This is a genomic window from Amycolatopsis pigmentata (assembly GCF_042684065.1).
Lineage (GTDB): Bacteria > Actinomycetota > Actinomycetes > Mycobacteriales > Pseudonocardiaceae > Amycolatopsis_E > Amycolatopsis_E pigmentata.
On sequence record NZ_JBHUKR010000023.1, the window covers coordinates 236738 to 255239 of the forward strand.

Below are 18502 nucleotides of genomic sequence, written 5' to 3' on the forward strand. Positions count from 1 at the left end.
CACACCCATTCGCCTGCCAGTCACAGACCCCCCATTTCGACTGAACAAATTCGATACTTCGGCGTAATCCAGTACCAACCAATGGCGTATCACTGCCACTGTCGACGGTTTCGGACTTCAGGAAGCGGACCCCGTGACGATACCCCGACAGACCATGCGTTCGTAACCATATGTCATGATGCGCATCACAGCGCTGGTTTTTCCCGGAGGACTCGACAACGATGGTGCTCGCACGGTTTCGAAGCGCAGGGGGAGATCCATGAAAATCCGTAGTCGCATCCTGCTGATCACCGCCTCGGCGAGTGCCGCGGTGGTCATCATCGCCGGAGCCGTTGCTGCTGCCCCACGAGTGGTCTCGACCAGTCGGGTCGCCTCGGCCGTTGCGGCAGACGCGCAGCCTTCACTGGTGGAGGACTATTCGTATCCCGGTGCGGATGCCATCAAGGCCACCTATGGGGTGGCCTTGGTCTCCGGTGACGGACATATCATGTTCGCCGACTGTGCGACGTCGACCTCCGGCAATCTCGGGCTGATCCAAGTTCACACGAGTCAGGCCGTCGGAGCCGGACAGCAGGGACTGATCTGCTTCAAGGTCCTGGCCGTTCCCGGCCATCTGGAGATGAAGGTGCCCGCCGTCTATGAAATCAGGGGTGACGGACTCGCCGCCGGTGCTGGGCACCACGTCACCGCCGACCTCACCACGGACGACGGCACACACACCACGGTCGCAGTCAATCCCAGTGGTAGCACTCCCGTCGGGATCGGCAACGGCCCGGCCAACCAACCCACCACCTTGTTGACACTCAGCGCCACCAGTTGAACATGCTTGATGGTCACCCATCGCTGAGGTCTGGACCACCATCGTCACTCTGGTGGTTATCGAGATGCGGGCCTCGTCCGGACACGCTCACGCCTTTGGTCCCGACCGGAACTATGTGATTCTCAGGGAGCATTTTTCATGCCTGGCTTTTCGCGAAGACACCTTGGCTCGACGGCCGCGGCGGTGGCTGTGGCGTTGTCCAGCACGGCCTTGTTCACCGCACCGGCCAGCGCGGTGACCGGTGACGCCACCCCGAACGGGCCCGGGGCGATAGTGAAACTCAGCAACACCAACGGCGCCTGCAGCGGCGTGCTGATCGCGACCCAATGGGTCCTGACCTCCAGCACCTGCTTCCCCAACACCACCCCTTACACGGCACCCACCGCGGCGACCACCGCGACCCTCGGCCGCAACGACCTGACCACCGGCACCGACGGCCACGCAGTCGCGGTCACCGCACTCATCACCCAACAAGGCCGACCGATCGCGCTCGCCCGGCTCGCCACCCCGGTCACCGACGTCACCATCGCCCCCCTCGCCACAACCCCACCCAACCCCGGCGACCAGATCTACATCGCCGGATACGGACGCACCGCCACCGCATGGGTACCCGACCAACCCCACTACGCCACCGTCACCGCCGGCACCCCCGACACCACCACCTTCCCCATCAGCACCACCACCGGCCCCACCACCTGCAAAGGCGACGCCGGCGGCCCCGCCTGGCGCACCACCACCACCGGCCAACCCGAACTCCTCGCCCTGCACCACACCTCCTGGCAAGGCGGATGCCTCGGCGAAACCGACACCCGCACCAGCGCCACCGAAACCCGCATCGACGACCTCCACACCACGCTCACCCAACAAACCACCAGCCCCCTCCTCGCCCGCTACCTCGACCTCGGCGGCGCGACATCCTTCCTCGGCGCACCCACCGGCACCGAATACACCATCGCCGACGGCAGCGCACAGGACTATCAGAACGGCGCCCTCTACACCTCACCCGCCACCGGCATCCACTCCGTGCAAGGACCCATCCTCTCGAAATACCAAGAATTCCACGGACCCACCGGACTCGGCTTCCCCACCACCGACCAAAACACCACACCCGACGGCATCGGACACTACAACCACTTCAACCGCCCCGACGGCGCCTCCATCTACTGGACCCCCACCACCGGCGCCCACGAAATCCAAGGCACCATCCGCGACAAATGGGCATCCCTCGGCTGGGAAACCGGACCCGGCTACCCCACCACCGACGAAACAACCACCACCGACGGAACCGGAAAATACAACGACTTCACCAACAACACCTCCATCTACTGGACCCCTGCCACCTCCGTCCACCCCATCTACGGCACCATCCGCGACACCTGGATATCCCTCGGCCGCGAAACCAGCCAGCTCGGCTACCCCACCACCGACGAATACGACAACCCCGGCGGACGCCGCATGGACTTCCAACACGGCACCATCACCTGGAACGCCACCACCAACACCACCCAGGTTTCCTATAGCTAGGACCGAATCTCCGCGCTGAGACGCGCGGGCCCTCGGACTGCGACCACTGACGCCCAGCACGTAGTCGACAAAGCGTCAACCGCTGCCGCCCCGAGCATCGGCCGCCGGGTGGGCCAGCCACCCGGCGGACCCACCCGGCCCGATTCCCGCGTCGGTACCACGCCCGCCAAAGTCAACCGGGTCCTTGATCAGGGATGTGGTAGCCAGGCACTGACGCCGGCGATAGCGCACTTCGCTTGGCAGCGAACGCACCGGCGCGGCAGCCCAGGACGCGGCCAGCCAGCACCTTGCAGAGCCAGCGGGGACCGGGTTGTCGGTGCCCGGCCGTAGGCTCCGGCGCACCAGCCGCACCACTGACGAAGGTGATGATCCATGCGCGCCCTGACCCGAGAGATCAAGGACCCGAAGTTCCCGGTGTGCCGCTTCCTCACGCAACACTTCGGCAACACCAAAGATGTCCAGCGCCAGTACCGCGATGCTGTCGAACCGTTCCGGCTCCCCGGCAACAGCGCTAACCCAGGCACGCTCGGCACGGCTAATGTGTCCAGTGATGTTTCCTGTCGGCTTCGATAGACACCATTCAATCAAATACCACAGCAGGCACCTCGACCCCGGCATGGATGACAGTGGTCGTCTCCGCAGTGGTTGCCGGCGCAGTCGAACTGGTTGTTGCTCCTGGACTGGTCGTTGAAGCACGAGCGCTCGCGACCTCAGCCCGTTTAATGCTTGCGGGGACGGCACGGGAAGCGAGGGAGCCACTAAAAGCCGGGTATTTGTATCCCCATGCTCCTCGAGTTCGTTGAGCGGACCTGGCCATGCCGCGCACCGCCCAGATCCATTCGTCGCGCTCGCCTCGTCAGCCCGCGACGTAATGATGCGCGAGTATGTCGTAATGCTTCGGGTGGGTGGCGTACTCGAGGCGGTCGGCGAGCGTCAGGGCCTCCTCGAGCGACACTTCGCGGAACCGGATCACATCCCGTCCCGGACGTAGCTGGCCGGTCTTCCAACGTCCGGCCGACACAACGGTCGCGATCACGCAGAACCCCGCACACGCCGACAACGACCGGCCCAAATCCCCATCCTCCACCACCGGAACCACCTTCTCCGGCACCGCCGGCTGGGAAATGCCCTCCATCGGACTGACGCTCAACTCCCCCTCGCCCACCAGATACCGGAAAAACTGCTGCAACCCCTTGAACTTGTTCAACGCCGTCGCCGCCGACCGCGTCTCCGCGATCCACACCAGAAACCACCGCACATGCCCGCGCCGCACCCCCACCGCCCTCCACACCCTCGCCCAACCCCTCAGCATCCACTCCACACGCGAGCGGCCCACAAAACCCACGATCTCCGGGCCGGCCAGGAACGCTGCCAACTGCCGGACGGCCAGCAGGTAGTTCTCCCGCGTACGCGCCGGACCCATACTCCATTGCGGACGGGGACTTCACCTTGGACACCTTTTAGTCAAAACGACCACACCCGGTCACGCGACAGTCAAGGAGTCGCTCACCGCTGTGCTAACAGATTCCGCCACAACCACCACCCGCACCGTCGAGATCCACAACAGGCTGGCCACGACTCGATCAGCCCAGGTCAACGCCCCGTTACGACGCCCCGTTACGGCGCCAACTGAGCACAAGGATCGAACCGCACCGAGCAAACCCGACGCCGAGGTGTCCACGAAACCTTACCCCGAATGTTCATAGACACCATTTAGTCAAATTTCTCAAACCTTTTCAGTCCTCCTCGCTCTACCCGCCAAGCACAACCGATAGTCGTCGCCTCGAAGGCCGCAGGATCGGGGCAATGGTGTTCAGTTGACGGTCACCGGTCAACTCGGCTCGACGATGGCGGCGCGCCGTGGTTTCGCCGCGCCCGCTCCCACAAGGCGGCCAGGGCTGTGGCGCGTTCTGAATCGCTCAGCCCACGCACATCACGTGAGCCAGCCTCGGTGATCACAATGTCGACGTCAGTTCGAGCCGTCGAAACCGGCGCGCTCAAGCGGTCGACAAGGGTGGGTCGTCCGCCGCGAAACGCCGGTAGGGCAACGATGCTCAGACCGTCGGCGGCACGGCCGCCCGCCGCCGCGAAATCGGTGTGCCCACCGACGCCGGCGATCGTGCGCCCGGCCACACCTTCGATGTTGACCTGGCCTGTGTGATCGATCTCCAGCGCGGTGTTGATCGCCACGAGCGGAAGCCGGGACAGGCGACCGATGTCGTGGGTGTACTCGACCTCGCGGGCCAGCGGCCGCTGATCGGCCCACGCGTACAACTCGGGCGTGCCCGCGACGTAGGCACAAACCGGCTCGCCGAGTAACAACCCGCGTCGGGCAAGATCACGGACCGGATCGGTCAGGACCCCGGATTCGATCCGGACCGGAACATCGATCGCCCGAAGCGCCGCCTCACCGACCGCACCAGGGCCCACCTGAACGCACGCACCCGCCGGGATCCGGGACGCGACCGCCACGCCGATCGCGTCTGCGGCCTCGGACCGGGGCGGGAGCGGAAGTGCCGCCGGGGGCCGGTTCACCTCCGCGACCACGGGAACGCCTTCCGTACCAGCAACGGTGATGCTCGCCGCGGGCAAGTCGTGATTCACCTCGGCGATGACTTGGGATGCCGACCGCATCGCGGCCGGCATCCAGGACACCTCCGTTCCCAGTGCCCGGCCCGTCGTGAGGCCGAGCAGCAGCAGATCCGGTCGCCACGGACCGGCCAGCAAGGCCGGCATCGCACTCAGCCGGACCGGAGCGAAGCGCACGTGTTCGTTGCCCGCAAGCCCGTATCCGCCCAGATAGCCACGTACCACCGGGAAAGCGTCCGACGGGAACTTCCGCACCTGCGGCCCGAGATACCAGCCAAGAACGAGTTCCACGCCGCCGACCGCGCGTGCCGCGTGAGCCAGCGGGCGCAGCAGGGAAAACGGGGCCCCCGCACCGTCGGCGAGCACCACGCGGCACCCACGGTGCAGGAACCGGCCCAACTCCCGCGCCGTTTCCCGTTCGGTGTCGTTCAGCGGCTCCTCGAACAACGAATCCTCACTTCGCTCCGGCCAGGCCACGCGGCGCCACACCGAACAACACCGGCACGGCTTCGACCAGTTCCTCCGGCTGGAGGACACCTGGCTCTCGGGACGTGTAGTCCTCTCCCATACTCCAGCCGTGCATGCGGATAATCCGCCGTCCCTCGACACGCAGCACCTGGCCGGTGAGCCATCCGGCCTCGGCCGAAGCGAGGTAAGCGACCAGCCCGGAAGCGTTGGCCGGGTCCAGTTTCCTGGTGTCCTTTTCGGACAGACCGGCCAGGTAGGTTTCGGTCATGCGAGTCAGCGCCAGCGGTGAGATCGCGTTGACACACACCTGATAGCGGCGTGCCTCCAGCGCGAGACTCTGCGTGAACCCGATGATGGCGGCCTTCGCGGTGGCATAGGGTGTCTGCCCAGGATTTCCGTACATGCCGGCTCCTGATGTGGTGTTGATGACGCGTCCCGATACCGGAGTGCCTTCCTTGAACCGCTGCCGCCAGTATCGGCACGCGTGGTGCGACATCGCGAACGTGCCCTTGACATGCACGTCCAGCGTGACGTCCAGGTCCGCTTCGGACGCCGAGGTCAGCATGCGGTCCCGGGTCACCCCGGCGTTGTTCACGACGATGTCGAGCCCGCCGAACTCGTCGATCGCGCGCGCGACCGTGGCCGCGCAGGCCTCCCAGTCGCTGACCGACCCGCTGTCGGCGACCGCGGTACCACCGGCCGCGGTGATCTCGTCGACGACACGGTGCGCCGCCGATCCCCCGGTCGCGCGGCCGTCGAGGCCGGCATCCAGATCGTTTACCACGACAGCCGCGCCCTCGGCTGCGAGGGCAAGTGCGTGTGCGCGGCCCAGACCACGGCCGGCGCCGGTGACGATCGCGACCCGGCCATCGAGCAATCCCATGGAGACCCTTCCACTCAACCGATTTCGACTATTGCCTTGCCGTGCACCGCGCCCTGCTCCAGTTGGGAAAGCGCGAATGGCAGGTCCGTCAGTGCATAACGCGCGCCGATCTGCGGACGTAGCAGGTTGCGTTCGTACATCTCCGCCAGAATCCGGCCCACGTCGGCGAAACCCGGCCCTGGTGCGCGCATCGGCCCGGTCCACGAAACGCCGATGGCTTCGAGGTTGCGCATCAGCAACCGATTGGCAGGCAGTGCGGGCACGCCACCCGCCACGAAACCCACCACCAGATGCCGGCCTTCCGGGCGGAGGCACCGCAACGCTTCCAGGGACACGTCGCCGCCCAAGGGATCGACGACGACATCGACACCTTCGCCGCTCAGCGCACGCACCTTCGCTGCGAAACCCGTCGCCAGCACGACCGCGTCCCCGGCACCGGCCGAAAGCGCGGTTTCCGCCTGCTCTTCGTTCGCCACGCCCGCGATGACGCGAGCACCCGAGGCCCCCGCCACCTGGACAGCGGCGGTGCCGATGCCCCCTGCGGCGCCCAGCACCAGAACCGTTTCGCCACTGGCGAGACGCCCGCGCGTGGTGAGCGCGAAATACGCAGTCTGGTAGTTGACGACCAGCGCCGCCCCAGCGGCGAAATCGGCGGAAGCAGGCAGCGCCATGACGCGATCCAGGGGGACCTCGACTGCTTCCGCATAACCACCGTGATCGATATAGGCCGCCACCCGGTCACCGGGCCGCCAAGCACTGTCCCGGGGGGCGTGCTCCACGACACCGGCGATCTCCCGCCCGGGAATGGTGGGCAGGGATGGCAAATCCGCCAGTTTGCCACGTGTGGTGAGCAAATCGGGGAAGTTGACGCCGACTGCCCGCACCCGCACGACCACGCCGTCCTCACCGGGCGAAGGCTCCGCCGTGGTCGTCAGGCGCAGCGCGTCCGGCCCGTCGAAACTCTCCAGGAGAAATGCCCGCATCAAGGCCTCTCCTGGAAGAAGGGATCGGTGTTCTTCTGTCCCATGAGGAAGGGCAGGATGGTGTAGTACTTGCCGTCGAAGGCCGGTTCCACCGCCCCGTTCCGCACCAGCGAGATCGCGATCTCCGACGCGAAGAGCCGGGGGGAACCCGGCACCGGGGACGTTTTGGTGAAGTCCAGCGCCGCGCCGGTTCCGTCGCTGTTCGCCGAGGTCGTGGCGTTCAACGCGGCTTGCAGGCCGGCCGGCGCCAACTCCTTGCGCTGCGACGCCAGGTCACGAAGTGTGTTGCCGATGACCGACATCGCCACCCACGTCGGCTGGGCCTGTTGCGCGGGGTGCTTGGCCTGGTCGGTGGTCACGTACCGCTTCACCGCGTCGGCGAACTTCGCCCACGGCGGGGTGGTCTGGTCGGTGACCAGGCCGCAGATCAGCGCGCCCTCCCACGCGGCCGGATTCTTCGAAACCAGTTCCGTGGTGAGGGTCCCCTGGCCGATGATCTGCCGGAACTTCTGTCCCGACTGCCCGAGCGCCACCCCGAGTTGCGCGGTGAACTGGTCCGACGTGTCACCGACCAGCAGGCAGTCCGAGCCGGCCAATTGCGCGGCGTAGGGAGCGGCGTCGGTGGCGTTCGACGGGTACGTCACGATCTTGATCGTGATGTCCTGAGCCTTGGCGAGATCCCGGACCTGCTCCGCCTGCGTGAGGAAGTTCGAGTTCGTGATGACCGAGGCCGTCTTGCATCCGGTCTTCGCCGCCAGCGCGATGGCGCCGATCTTGGTGGAGGACGACCCGATCGTCACCGGGAAGGAGTCCGGATCACTGAACTCCAGCGGCGACCGTGCCACGCCGGGAACCCAGGGGATCTTCGCGTCGGACAACACCTTCAGGAAGGCGGGACTGACGATCGCGAACCCGACCACGGCGACGGCCTTGTCGGTCACCGCCTGCCGGGCACAGGTGACCGTGGGGTTTGGGGAGGCCTGGTTGTCACAGGTGGTGATCCGGATCGGGTGGCCGTTGATACCGCCCTCGGCGTTCACCGCTTCCGCGTAGGCTTTCGCGACATCGAAGAACTGGGGCAGGCTGGCGAGATCGGAGTTCACCGCAGAGGTGGCCATGATCGTGATGGGCGTGGCGTCCGAACCAGAACCGCCCGCTCCGGTCGTGCCGCAAGCGGCGACGGCGAGTACCGCGCCGGCCGCCAGAGCCGATCGCCAGGATCTAGAGGTTTTCGTAGTGTCCATTTGTCACTCCTGTCTGGAAAAGACTCAGATCGCAAGACTCAGATAAGTTCGCTCGATGTCGTCAACCCGCTGGAGCAGTTCGCCGCTGCTCCCCGAGATCTCGATGCGGCCTCGCCGCATCACGAAGGCGAAATCGCTGACCGCCAGTGCTTTCCGCACATGCTGCTCGACCAGCAGCACGGCGGCCCCGTCATCGGCCGCCGCCCGGATCGTCGCGAGCAGGGTGTCGACGACCAGCGGTGCCAGGCCAAGGGAGAGTTCATCGGCGATGATCACGCGGGGCTTTCGGCTGAGTGCCCTGGCCAGTCCGACGATTTGCTGCTCGCCGCCGGAAAGGAGCCCGCCCGCGACATCGAGCCGGTTTCCCAACTGGGGGAACAAGGCCAGTGCCTCGTCCAGACCGGCACCGCCAAGGCGCAGGTTGTCCCGGCAGCTCAACGTCTTGAACACCGCCCGGTTCTCCGGGATATAGGCGATCCCACGGACTCGCCGGTGCATCGGCGCGCGGGTGCGCACCCCGTCCACCGCGATTTCGCCCGCCGCCGCGGGAATCTGGCCCACGATGGCACGAAGGGTGGTCGTCTTGCCGGCTCCGTTGGGGCCCAGCAGTGCCACGACCTGTCCGGGGACCAGGTCGAGGTCGACACCGTGCACGACCGGCACGTCGCCGTATCCGGCCGCCAAGCCGCGCACGCGCACGGCAGGTTCGCTCGTCATGGCCGGATCACCTCGGAGGGCACCGATACCGGCGTTTCGCCGCCCAGATAGGCCTCCACGACCGCAGGATCGTTGCGCACTTGGCAAGGAGGTCCGTGGCTGATCGCACGGCCGAAGTTCAGGACCATCAACTCGTCGCAGGTGTCCAGGACGAATTCGACGTCGTGTTCGATGAGGAGGATCGCCATCCCCCACTCCCGCGCCAGTCGCCGGACCACGGTGACCAGTTCGCGCCGTTCCTCGCCCGACAAGCCCGCGGCCGGTTCGTCCAGCAAAAGCACACTCGGACCGCCGGCGACCGCGCGAGCGATGGCCAGCAGTCGCCGACGGCCGTACGGCAGCACGGAAGCCACGTGGTCCAGGTCCTGATCCAGGTGGAACTCGCCGATCGCGTCGAGCACTCCGGCGCTGAACTTCAGCGGTGCCGGATAGACCAGATCACGGAGGTAGCACCAACGGCTCGTGGGATCGGTCGCCGCGACGATGTTCTCCAGCGCCGTGAGATCCTCGAACAGCTCCAAGGACTGGAAGGCACGGCTGATTCCGGCGCGCGCACGCACGACCGGAGAACTTCGCGTCACGTCTTTGCCGCCGAGCGCGACCCGTCCGGACGAAATTCGGGCGAAGCCCGTGACGGCGTCGAGCAGCGTCGTCTTACCCGCGCCATTCGGGCCGATGAGGCCAAAGATCCGACCGGGCTCGACAGTCAGGCTCACGTCGTCGACCGCGAGGACATCGCCGTAGCGGACGCTGAGACGGTCAACGGTCAGGGTCAATGGGCCTACGCGCGTCCGGATCGTCTTTTCGGCCGCCGTGCGGGCTGCCGTATCCGGCCGCTTGCGTCGCCTGAGGTGGCCGGTGAGATGACGCAAGCGCTGCGCCATCTCTTTCGCCGCACCGTCCTGGTTGAGCAGCACCGAGAGGATGAGCACCACTCCGCCGATGAGTCCCAGATAGGCGGCCAGTCCGGAAAGGACAGTCGTGCCGAACTGGGTGCCGACCGTGCCTGGCGCGAGTGGCGAGCCGAGCAGCGGGCCGGTGGCGAAGCCGATCCCGCCCACGAACGTCAAACCCAGGTAGAGGATCGAGTGGAACGAAGAGAACACCGTGTAGTCCACGATCCCCACGGAGAAGGAGAAAAGGATCGCGCCGAGCGCGGCGATGCCCGCGGCGACCGCGAACGCGTAGAGCTTGACCGACCGCACGCCGATGCCCAGTGCCGCCGCCGCGCGCTCGTTCGTGCGCACCGCCAGCATGCGCCTGCCCACCAGGCCACGGCGCAGGTTCGTCACGACAAGCGCCACGAGCACGAACGCGCCGGCGCACACCAACAGATACCGGGCGGGATGGGCGCCGCCGTCGAAGTTCCAGCCACCGATCTCCAGCTGAACCGATGTGCCCATGAGCCCGCCCGTGTAGGCCGAGTTCTGGAACAGCATCAGGTCGAGGGCGGTGCCCAGGCCGAGCGTCACGATCGCCAGGTTGATGCCGCGGGTGCGCAAGGCAGGCAACGCGATGACCACACCGAGCACCACCGTCGCGAGAAGGCCGATGACGATCGCCGGCACCAGCGGCATCCCCTGCCCCGCGACGAGACGGCCGGCGACCCAGGCTCCGAAACCGGCCAGCGGCCATTGAGCCAGCGAGATCTGCCCGACATAGCCGATCAGCACCACGAACGACAGCATGAACAAGGACAGTGCGAAGGTGGCACCGAACGACTGGACCCACGCATCGGAGAGCACGGTGCCGAGTACGACCACGGCCGCGACACCGGCGACCACGAGCCAGGGACGTACACGTCCCGTACCGGCGACGGGAAGCCGGGAGGCCACATGTCCCCGAAGCGGCACGGCGCGCCCGCGCACGATCATCACCAAGACGATGACCAGGAAGGGGACCGCGGACGCGAGGCCCGGCTTGGTCATGTAGCTCGTGAGGATGGTCTGCCCGACGCCAAGGACAAGGCTCGCCGCGAACGCGATCGGGAAAGAGCGGAACTCCGCGATCAGCGCGGCCGCGAGCGCGGCCAGCACCAGCGTCGTCATACCACCGGCCTGCAGCGTGATGATCGGCGCCACCAGGACCGCCGCCAGCGCCGCGAGTCCGCAGCCGAGCGCCCAGTTCACGGTGGCCACCACGTCGGGCGAGACGCCGACCGCGGCCGAAAGTGTCTGGTCCTCGGCGACCGCGCTCGTCGCGCGGCCGAAACCGGTATGCCGGTAGATCCACCACAGGCCCGCGGAAAGCACCAGCGCGATGCCGATCAGGATGGCCCGGTCCTGCGGGATGGCGACCCCACCCGGCGTCCACGCCCGTGTCGGCAGCGCACTGGGCACCACGTTGACGCTGGTGCCGTAGCGGAGAATCACCAGGGACTGCAAGGAGATAAGGAGCCCGAGGGTCGCGATGGTGCGCGCGAGCGACGACGCGGAAGCCAGCCGGCGCATCAGTCCCAGCTGGATGACCGCTCCCGCGGCCGCGGCGGCGAGCACCGCGACGAGCAACGCGACCGGATAGGACCACCCGTGGTTGACGTGAAGTTCGAACCACAGGTAGGCCGCGCACAGACCGATCGCTCCGTGCGCGAAGTTGATCACGCCGGACCCACGGTAGATCAGCACGATCCCCAAGGACGCGAGCGCGTACAGTGCGCTCAGCCCCAGCCCCAGTACGGCGACCCCGAGCAAGGCGCTCATGGCCGCGCCATGAACGGTTTGCCCCATCCCATGCGTCCGGCGATGCGGCCGTCGGAGCCGAGCAGCATGACCTCGGCCGTCGTCATCGCGCCGCGAGTGCCATCGGAGAGGCGGAGGTGCCAGTGGGCCTCCACGAAGAAGTACCAATCCCGGACGTACCAGTTGAGCCTGACCACGTCCTCGACGGTCACGGCCCGGTAGAACTGCTCGTAGTTCTGCCGTAGCTTTTCGAGGCTGTCCAGGTGAACCAGCGACGGACGGTCGTCACCGAAATACGACCGCACCGCCGAGCCGGCGTACTCGGTGGGACTGAACAGACTCATCAAGCGGTCGACGTCTCCCTCCCGGGACGCGACGAAGTACGTCTCGAGCAACTCGTTGCGCTGCGCGTGCGTCTGGCCTTCCGGCGCCCGCAACTTGATCGATGTCATCTCCGCGTTGATGCCCCGGCCGTCGGTGAAGTGCAGCGAAAAGGCCTGGCTTTCGACCCGCTTACCGGTGAACGGCGAGACGCCTGTCCAGGCGGTATCCCAGATCACCCACCAGTCCGTCGCGAGCCTGGCGTTCATGTCGTAGCGCTCGCGCTTGCCGTTCGAGCCGACCCACTGGTAGTGCTTCGTCACATCCTCGACGCTGGTCGCGACCGAGAGCGACATCCCATCGGGCTCGAACCGGGGCGCCACCCAGACCAGGCAGTCGGACCATTCCAGTTCTTCTGGTTTCGATACCGTTGCCATTACCGTCGGCACGGAGAACGGCACCACATATTCGGAGTCCGCGTGCCGGATCGACCGCCGCAGCGAGTCCGCGACGCGATCGGCGTACTCAGGCAACACAGGCGAACTCGGCGTAACGATGGGTCCCACGCTGTTCCTCCTCGTGAGCAGCGTCACCCCGCCGCGACGCTGTGGCCCTACTATCGTATCAATAGTCTAGATGTTTTCAGTGATGTGAGCCACTATGTGATGGAGGTCGCAGTGGCCTACGGAACGGTCCACTTGGAACGGTCGGCAGCCCGGGAGTGCGCCTGATGCCCCAGACGACAGAGCAAAAGGAGCTTCGCGAGGTCGTCCGGTCCATGCTGGACGACCTCGCGACCGAATCCGCCGTGCGCAAACAGATGGCGGCGGACACCTTCGATCACGCGCTGTGGAACGTGATGGCCACCGACATCGGGCTGCAGGGCCTGGCCATCCCGGAACGCTATGGCGGCGCCGGGGCCGGCTGGGTCGAGCAAGGTCTCGTGTTCGAGGAACTGGGACAGCGCCTGGCGTGTGTGCCCTACCTGAGCACGGTCGGGCTCGCCACCGCGGCGCTACTCGCCGCGGACGAACCTGCCCGGGAACGCTGGCTGCCGGAGATCGCGGGCGGGAGTGTGACCGCGACCGTCGCGGTGCCGGGAAAACCGGTCTCTGGCTGGTATTTCGGCGATCTCGGGGTCAGCGCGGTGCGATCGGGTCCGGTGTGGCGGTTGACCGGCGACGCACCGTATGTGCTCGACGGCGACACCGCCGATCTCGTCCTGGTGGCGGCCCGCTCCGCCGACGGTATCGGGGTGTACGCGGTCGAAGGAGTGATGGCAGCGCCCGTCGGGACTTCCGACCAGACCCGGCGGATCGCCTCCCTCACCTTCACCGGCACACCGGCGACCCGTATCGGCGGAGCCGAAGTGGCCGCGGCCGCACACCGCGCCGGGATCACCATGCTGGCGTGCGAACAGGCCGGCGGGGCCGCGTTCTGTCTCGACCAGGCCGTGCAGTACGCGCGGGTGCGGCGCCAGTTCGGCAGGCCGATCGGGTCCTTCCAGGCGGTGCAACATCATTGTGCCGACATGCTCATCGCGGTGGAGACGGCTCGATCGGCGGCGTGGCGCGCGGTGCGTGGCCTGGACAGCGACGAGCCCGCCGATCGTGTGGCCACCCTCGCCGCCGGCGCCGCCTGTGGCGAGGCATACGCGTTCTGCGCTTCCATGAACGTCCAGATCCATGGTGGCATCGGATACACCTGGGAACACTTCGCCCAGATGCATGTCAAGAGGTCGCGGGGATCTCTCGTTCTGCTCGGCTCCCCCGCCCAGCATCGCCGAGCCTTGATGTCCAGTGACGAGGTGTTGGCCGGCTCATGAGTTTTCGTGATGACGTTGCGGAGTTCCTGTGGACGGTGCGCCGTCCGGATGGATTGACCGACTACGGCCCGACGCCAGGCCCCGAACACGTCGCGGCGGGCCGGGAATGGCAGGCGATTCTGGCCGAGCACGGTTACGCCTGCCTGCACTGGCCGGCCGAGCACGGCGGGCGTGACGCCTCGGTGGCGGAGCAGGCCGCGTTCGCCGAGGAATGCGCGCGGGCCGGGGTGCCGCGCCAGCTTTCCATCGTCGGCCCGGACCTGGTCGGCCCGGTGTTGATGCGATTCGGCACAGCCGGGCAGAATGCGAACTTCCTGCCCCGGATCCGTACCGGAGCCGATTTGTGGTGTCAGCTGTTCTCCGAGCCCGGCTCCGGTTCGGATCTCGCATCGGTGAGCACCAAAGCCCGGCAGGACGGGACCGGCTGGATCGTCGACGGCCAGAAGGTCTGGACCAGTGGTGCGGAAGACGCCGACTACGGACTCCTGCTGGCACGAACCGGTGGGCCCGGTCGCGCTGGCCTGTCCGTGTTCTCGGTGCCCATGTCGGCGCCGGGAATCCTGGTGCGGCCGCTGCGGCAGATGGACGGTGAGAGCAAGTTCAACGAGGTGTTCTTCGAAGGCGTCCGGCTGGATCCGGCCTGCCTGATCGGCGAGGTCGGCGGGGGGTGGCAAGTCGCCACTGCCACGCTGGGTCGTGAGCGACTGTCGCTGGGGGCCAACGCGGTGGGCATGTTCAAAGCGCTCGCCGAACTGGAATCCACCGCCGAGGAACACAATCTGCTCGACGCCACGCTCTCCGAAGACATCACCAAGCTGTGGCTTCGGGTGTGGTTGCTGCGAACGACCTGGGAGCGCGCCATCGACGAAGGCGCCGAACCGGGCGGGGCTTCGTTCTCGGTGCTGAAACTGCTCACCTCGGAGACCTACCGTGACATCGGCGACCTCGGTGTGTCCGCGCTGGGGCTGGCGGCGCTGGAAGAGGATCAGCCGCTGGTGAAGCGGATGCTGGTCGGGCACGCGCAGACCATCCTCGGTGGCACCAGCGAGATCCAGCGGAACATTCTGGCCGAACGGGTACTCGGGCTGCCGCGCGGACCGAAGTGATGGCCGGGCCCGGCGGGCCCGGCCATCGTTTCAGGCCGTGTCGATCGACAGGATCGACACGGCCGAAACCGCGGTCGGCCCGCCGATGTTGTGGGCGAGGCCGATCCGCGCGCCGTCGACCTGGTTCGCCGCCTCACCGCGCAACTGGTCGAAGATCTCCACACACTGCGCGACGCCCGTCGCGCCCGGCGGATGGCCCTTCGCCTTCAGACCGCCACTGGGGTTGACCGGGATCCTTCCGCCCACCGTGGTCTCCCCGTTTTCGACCAGCCGGTGCGCCTCGAAGCGTTCCGCGAATCCCAGGTCCTCGTAGGAGATGAGTTCGACTCCGCTGAAGCAGTCATGCACCTCCGCGACATCGACGTCGGCGGGCGTGATCCCGGCCATGCGATACGCCTGCCCGGCCGCGCGCACGGTGGCCGGGAAGGTCGTCATGTCGCGTTTGTGCTGGTGCATGACATGATCAAGCCCCAGCCCCACCCCGCGCACCCAGACCGGCCAATTGGTGAAGCGGTCGACGCTGTCCTCGGCGACGACGAGGAGAGCGGCCGCGCCATCGCTCTGCGGGGTGCAGTCCAGCAGGCCGAACGGATCGGCGACCATCGGCGCCCCCAGCACCTGCTCGACCGTGACTTCGAACCGCAACTGCGCCTTCGGGTTCCCCACCGCGTGCCGGTGGTTCTTCACCGCCACCATGGCCATGTGTTCCCGCGTGGCCGGGCTTTCATGCAGATAGCGCTGCACATGCAGGGCGAAGTTCGCCGGGGCGATCAGGCCCAGTGGGTAGTCCCATGCCATGTCACGCGTCATCCCGGCCCACTCCCAGAATGTCGTGCGTGCCGACGACTCGCGGATCTTGTCGGCACCGATGACCAGCACGACATCGAAGGCACCGGAACTCACGGCGAACACCGCGTTGCGCAACGCGTCATTACCCGTGGCGCAAGCGTTTTCGACCCGGGTCACCGGGATGTCGAGCAAGCCGCAGGAGTCGGCGAGCACGCCGCTCGGGAACCCGTCACTGGTCTGCAACTGGCCGAACCAGGCAGCCTGGATGTCTTCCTTGCGCGCGCCCTTGTCGACGCTCGCGAGACATTCGGCCAGCGCGGCCGGCAACAGATCCTTCATCCCCAGATCGAAGTGCTCGGCGAACCGGGTCATCCCGGCACCGACAATCGCACATCGCCTCATGCTGTCAACTCCTCGTCGGGACGGAACGCGTAGCCATAGTCGGGAATCCCCGATCGCGTCGCCACCAGGCGCAACACGACCTCGCCTCGGTCACCGATCCCGACCGGGCGCGCCGCACCCGTCGTGGCCATGATGGACCGCACGCCGACGTCCGCGAGTTCGACGATGACCAACTGGTAGGGCGTCGCCTTACCCGGCACCGGGACGTGAATGGTGCTGGTCGTGTAAACGGTGCCGCGGCGTGGCAGATCCGTGAGTTCCACACTGCCGTCGGACGTCCGGACGGCAGCGTGCGGGCGTGGCGGAAGATCCAGGCCACCGGACTCGGAGTTCGTGCTGGCCTGCCACCGCAGCTTCGCGTCGAACGCCCGGTCATAGGCAGGCAACGCGATCGGGATCGGCGGCCCGTCGGTGTAGGTGGCACGCGGCTGATCTCGCACCGGCCGCTCATCGCGACGGCACACCGCTTCACCGCCCTGGACGACGGCGGTGGTGACACTCGCTTGGTCGACCGCAGCCAGCACCGATCCAGCCGACGAAGCCAGCGCCGCCAGGCAGAACAGCGTCGAGGAGGCCCCGGTAGTGGGTACGTCGGGTGCTTCGCCCGCGCACAACGACCGGGCCTGCTTCGCCGGCAACCCCGCGATCGCGTCGGGCTTTCCCTCACTCGACCGGCTCAGGGTCGCCACCGCGCCACGGTCCCGGAGCAGACGCGGGTCTCCGTAGTCGTAATGATGGCCGGACAGGTCGCGTGCCGTGACCGGGAGTGACCGGTTGCTCCGGGCCACCGGGGTCAGGTTCACACCGGTCGAACCGACGACCGCCGCCGCGGCACCCGCGCGAGGTCCGGCGTCCGCGCCGATCACGAGCGTGCCGTGCGGCGCCGACAGCAGCACATCAAGTGCCGCCGTGGCACCGCCGACCTGCTCGACCACCTCGACGTCGGCCGGCAGGCCCAGGCCACCCAGAAGAGACGCGGCGTTTCCGCCCTCCAGCAAAGGAAGATCTCGTGAAACGAGGACAACCCGGGTGACGGCCTCTCCGTAGCCCTCTCGCGCGAGACGACCGGCAGCGACCGCGAGGGTGACCGCGTCCTCGTCGGCGCCGGTGAACCGCTGCCCTTGACGCCCCCAGACCGGCAGGTAGGTACCGATGGACGCGATCACCGGATACGTCCAGTAACATGACCCAACACGGTAAGTCACCTACAATCGTCATAATCATCTATATGTAGTAGAGGTATGCTAACTCCATGACCCACGGTTGGCAATGTCGGCACAAACGCGTCCGGCCCGGTTCGAGGGCGCTAGCATGATGTCCATGTCTCCAGCGAAAGACCTGCATTCCGGGTCCGAACAGGTGCGCGTACCGAAAGCGGCGGAACTCGTGGCGGCGCGCCTGCGGAAGAACATCATCCGCGGCGAGGTCCGCGAAGGAGACTTCCTGCCTCCCGAGGCCACGCTGTTGTCACGTTTCGGTGTCAGCAGGCCGACGCTACGGGAAGCACTACGCGTACTCGAAGCCGAAAACCTCATCGAGGTGCGCCGGGGAAGCCGGGGCGGAGCACGCGTGAAACCGCCGGACGGCGAAATGGCGGCACGGTACACCGCGTTTCTTCTGGAGTATCGGAGCGCCACCCTTTCCGACGTTTTCGAGGCCGCCGCCACCATCGAGTCGGCATGCGTGAGTTCACTGGCCCGCCGCAGAACACCGGAGGACCTGATCCGGCTGAAGGAGGCGATCGACAGCGAGGAAGCAGCGGACGATCTGGCCGATTCCCTGCGTGCCCAGAACCAGTTCCACACACTGGTGGTCCAGCTGTCGGGAAACGTTACCCTGATCGCTCTTTCGGAGATGGTCCGGCGCGTCATCGACACCGCCACCCGCCGCGGACTCGAGCGAGAGGGACAATCGATCCGTCAACTGCAGGCCCGGCACAAGAGCGACCAGACCCATCGCATGCTGCTCGACTACATTACGGATTCGGACGCCGAGGCCGCCGCGCGTCTTTGGGCCCGACACCTCCGCGAGACGAGTAAATACCTCCGGTCGATTCTCGATACCGAGGACGTTCTGGATCTCCTCGACTAGGGGTATTCGTTCATTGTCAGTGGTTGCGCCACTCGGGACCGCATCTTATCATCATCTAGATG

Annotated in this window: 16 protein-coding genes; 6 read left to right on the forward strand and 10 right to left on the reverse strand. The window is 66.8% G+C overall.

Translation table 11 applies throughout. The features are described 5' to 3' along the window. Positions 1 to 175 precede the first annotated feature (175 nt). The 3 genes from ACFSXZ_RS36605 to ACFSXZ_RS36615 all read left to right on the forward strand — a co-directional run bounded on the left by ACFSXZ_RS36605 (position 176) and on the right by ACFSXZ_RS36615 (position 2917). Positions 176 to 820 (forward strand): hypothetical protein, encoded by a 645-nt coding sequence (locus ACFSXZ_RS36605; protein ID WP_378270671.1) that lies wholly within the window; start codon positions 176 to 178, stop codon positions 818 to 820. 138 nt (positions 821 to 958) lie between these two features. Next, complete coding sequence (locus ACFSXZ_RS36610; RefSeq protein ID WP_378270673.1) at positions 959 to 2344, forward strand: trypsin-like serine protease; 1386 nt, start codon at positions 959 to 961, stop codon at positions 2342 to 2344. 372 nt (positions 2345 to 2716) lie between these two features. After that, on the forward strand, positions 2717 to 2917 hold the full coding sequence (locus ACFSXZ_RS36615; protein ID WP_378270675.1) for a hypothetical protein: 201 nt from the start codon (positions 2717 to 2719) through the stop codon (positions 2915 to 2917). Between the two features lie 283 nt (positions 2918 to 3200). Here the strand turns inward: ACFSXZ_RS36615 and ACFSXZ_RS36620 are convergent, their stop codons facing one another. From ACFSXZ_RS36620 to ACFSXZ_RS36655, 8 genes are all read right to left on the reverse strand, one after another. Further along, positions 3201 to 3767: a hypothetical protein gene (locus tag ACFSXZ_RS36620; RefSeq protein ID WP_378270677.1), complete on the reverse strand. Its 567-nt coding sequence runs from the start codon at positions 3765 to 3767 to the stop codon at positions 3201 to 3203. 401 nt (positions 3768 to 4168) lie between these two features. After that, entirely contained in the window at positions 4169 to 5380 is a 1212-nt protein-coding gene (locus ACFSXZ_RS36625) for an acetyl-CoA hydrolase/transferase C-terminal domain-containing protein (RefSeq protein ID WP_378270678.1), read from the reverse strand. A gap of 7 nt (positions 5381 to 5387) precedes the next feature. Beyond that, entirely contained in the window at positions 5388 to 6284 is an 897-nt protein-coding gene (locus tag ACFSXZ_RS36630; RefSeq protein ID WP_378270679.1) for an SDR family NAD(P)-dependent oxidoreductase, read from the reverse strand. 14 nt (positions 6285 to 6298) lie between these two features. Further along, positions 6299 to 7267, reverse strand: a complete 969-nt coding sequence (locus tag ACFSXZ_RS36635; protein ID WP_378270680.1) for a zinc-binding dehydrogenase — start codon at positions 7265 to 7267, stop codon at positions 6299 to 6301. Continuing rightward, a complete protein-coding gene (locus tag ACFSXZ_RS36640; RefSeq protein WP_378270682.1) occupies positions 7267 to 8511 on the reverse strand; it encodes an ABC transporter substrate-binding protein in 1245 nt (414 codons plus the stop codon). The genes ACFSXZ_RS36635 and ACFSXZ_RS36640 overlap by 1 nt, the downstream gene beginning before the upstream one ends. Before the next feature lie 24 nt (positions 8512 to 8535). After that, entirely contained in the window at positions 8536 to 9228 is a 693-nt protein-coding gene (locus ACFSXZ_RS36645; protein ID WP_378270683.1) for an ABC transporter ATP-binding protein, read from the reverse strand. Beyond that, a complete protein-coding gene (locus tag ACFSXZ_RS36650) occupies positions 9225 to 11927 on the reverse strand; it encodes an ABC transporter permease subunit (protein WP_378270684.1) in 2703 nt (900 codons plus the stop codon). The genes ACFSXZ_RS36645 and ACFSXZ_RS36650 overlap by 4 nt, the downstream gene beginning before the upstream one ends. Then, positions 11924 to 12793: a hypothetical protein gene (locus tag ACFSXZ_RS36655; protein WP_378270685.1), complete on the reverse strand. Its 870-nt coding sequence runs from the start codon at positions 12791 to 12793 to the stop codon at positions 11924 to 11926. The genes ACFSXZ_RS36650 and ACFSXZ_RS36655 overlap by 4 nt, the downstream gene beginning before the upstream one ends. A 164-nt stretch (positions 12794 to 12957) precedes the next feature. Here ACFSXZ_RS36655 and ACFSXZ_RS36660 point away from each other — a divergent pair, with 164 nt between their 5' ends. Together ACFSXZ_RS36660 and ACFSXZ_RS36665 are read left to right on the forward strand one after the other, a co-directional pair. Then, complete coding sequence (locus tag ACFSXZ_RS36660; protein ID WP_378270686.1) at positions 12958 to 14052, forward strand: acyl-CoA dehydrogenase family protein; 1095 nt, start codon at positions 12958 to 12960, stop codon at positions 14050 to 14052. Continuing rightward, complete coding sequence (locus ACFSXZ_RS36665) at positions 14049 to 15158, forward strand: acyl-CoA dehydrogenase family protein (protein ID WP_378270688.1); 1110 nt, start codon at positions 14049 to 14051, stop codon at positions 15156 to 15158. Before ACFSXZ_RS36660 ends, ACFSXZ_RS36665 begins: the two co-directional genes overlap by 4 nt. A gap of 30 nt (positions 15159 to 15188) precedes the next feature. Here ACFSXZ_RS36665 and ACFSXZ_RS36670 read toward each other — a convergent pair whose 3' ends face one another. Both ACFSXZ_RS36670 and ACFSXZ_RS36675 read right to left on the reverse strand, forming a co-directional pair. Beyond that, positions 15189 to 16349, reverse strand: coding sequence for a thiolase C-terminal domain-containing protein (locus ACFSXZ_RS36670; RefSeq protein WP_378270690.1), 1161 nt, complete (start codon positions 16347 to 16349; stop codon positions 15189 to 15191). Continuing rightward, positions 16346 to 17515 (reverse strand): OB-fold domain-containing protein, encoded by a 1170-nt coding sequence (locus ACFSXZ_RS36675; RefSeq protein WP_378270692.1) that lies wholly within the window; start codon positions 17513 to 17515, stop codon positions 16346 to 16348. Before ACFSXZ_RS36675 ends, ACFSXZ_RS36670 begins: the two co-directional genes overlap by 4 nt. Positions 17516 to 17669: 154 nt before the next feature. Here ACFSXZ_RS36675 and ACFSXZ_RS36680 point away from each other — a divergent pair, with 154 nt between their 5' ends. Beyond that, positions 17670 to 18440 carry a FadR/GntR family transcriptional regulator gene (locus ACFSXZ_RS36680; protein WP_378270693.1) on the forward strand — a complete coding sequence of 257 codons (771 nt, stop codon included), beginning with the start codon at positions 17670 to 17672 and terminating at the stop codon, positions 18438 to 18440. The last annotated feature ends 62 nt before the right edge of the window (positions 18441 to 18502 follow it).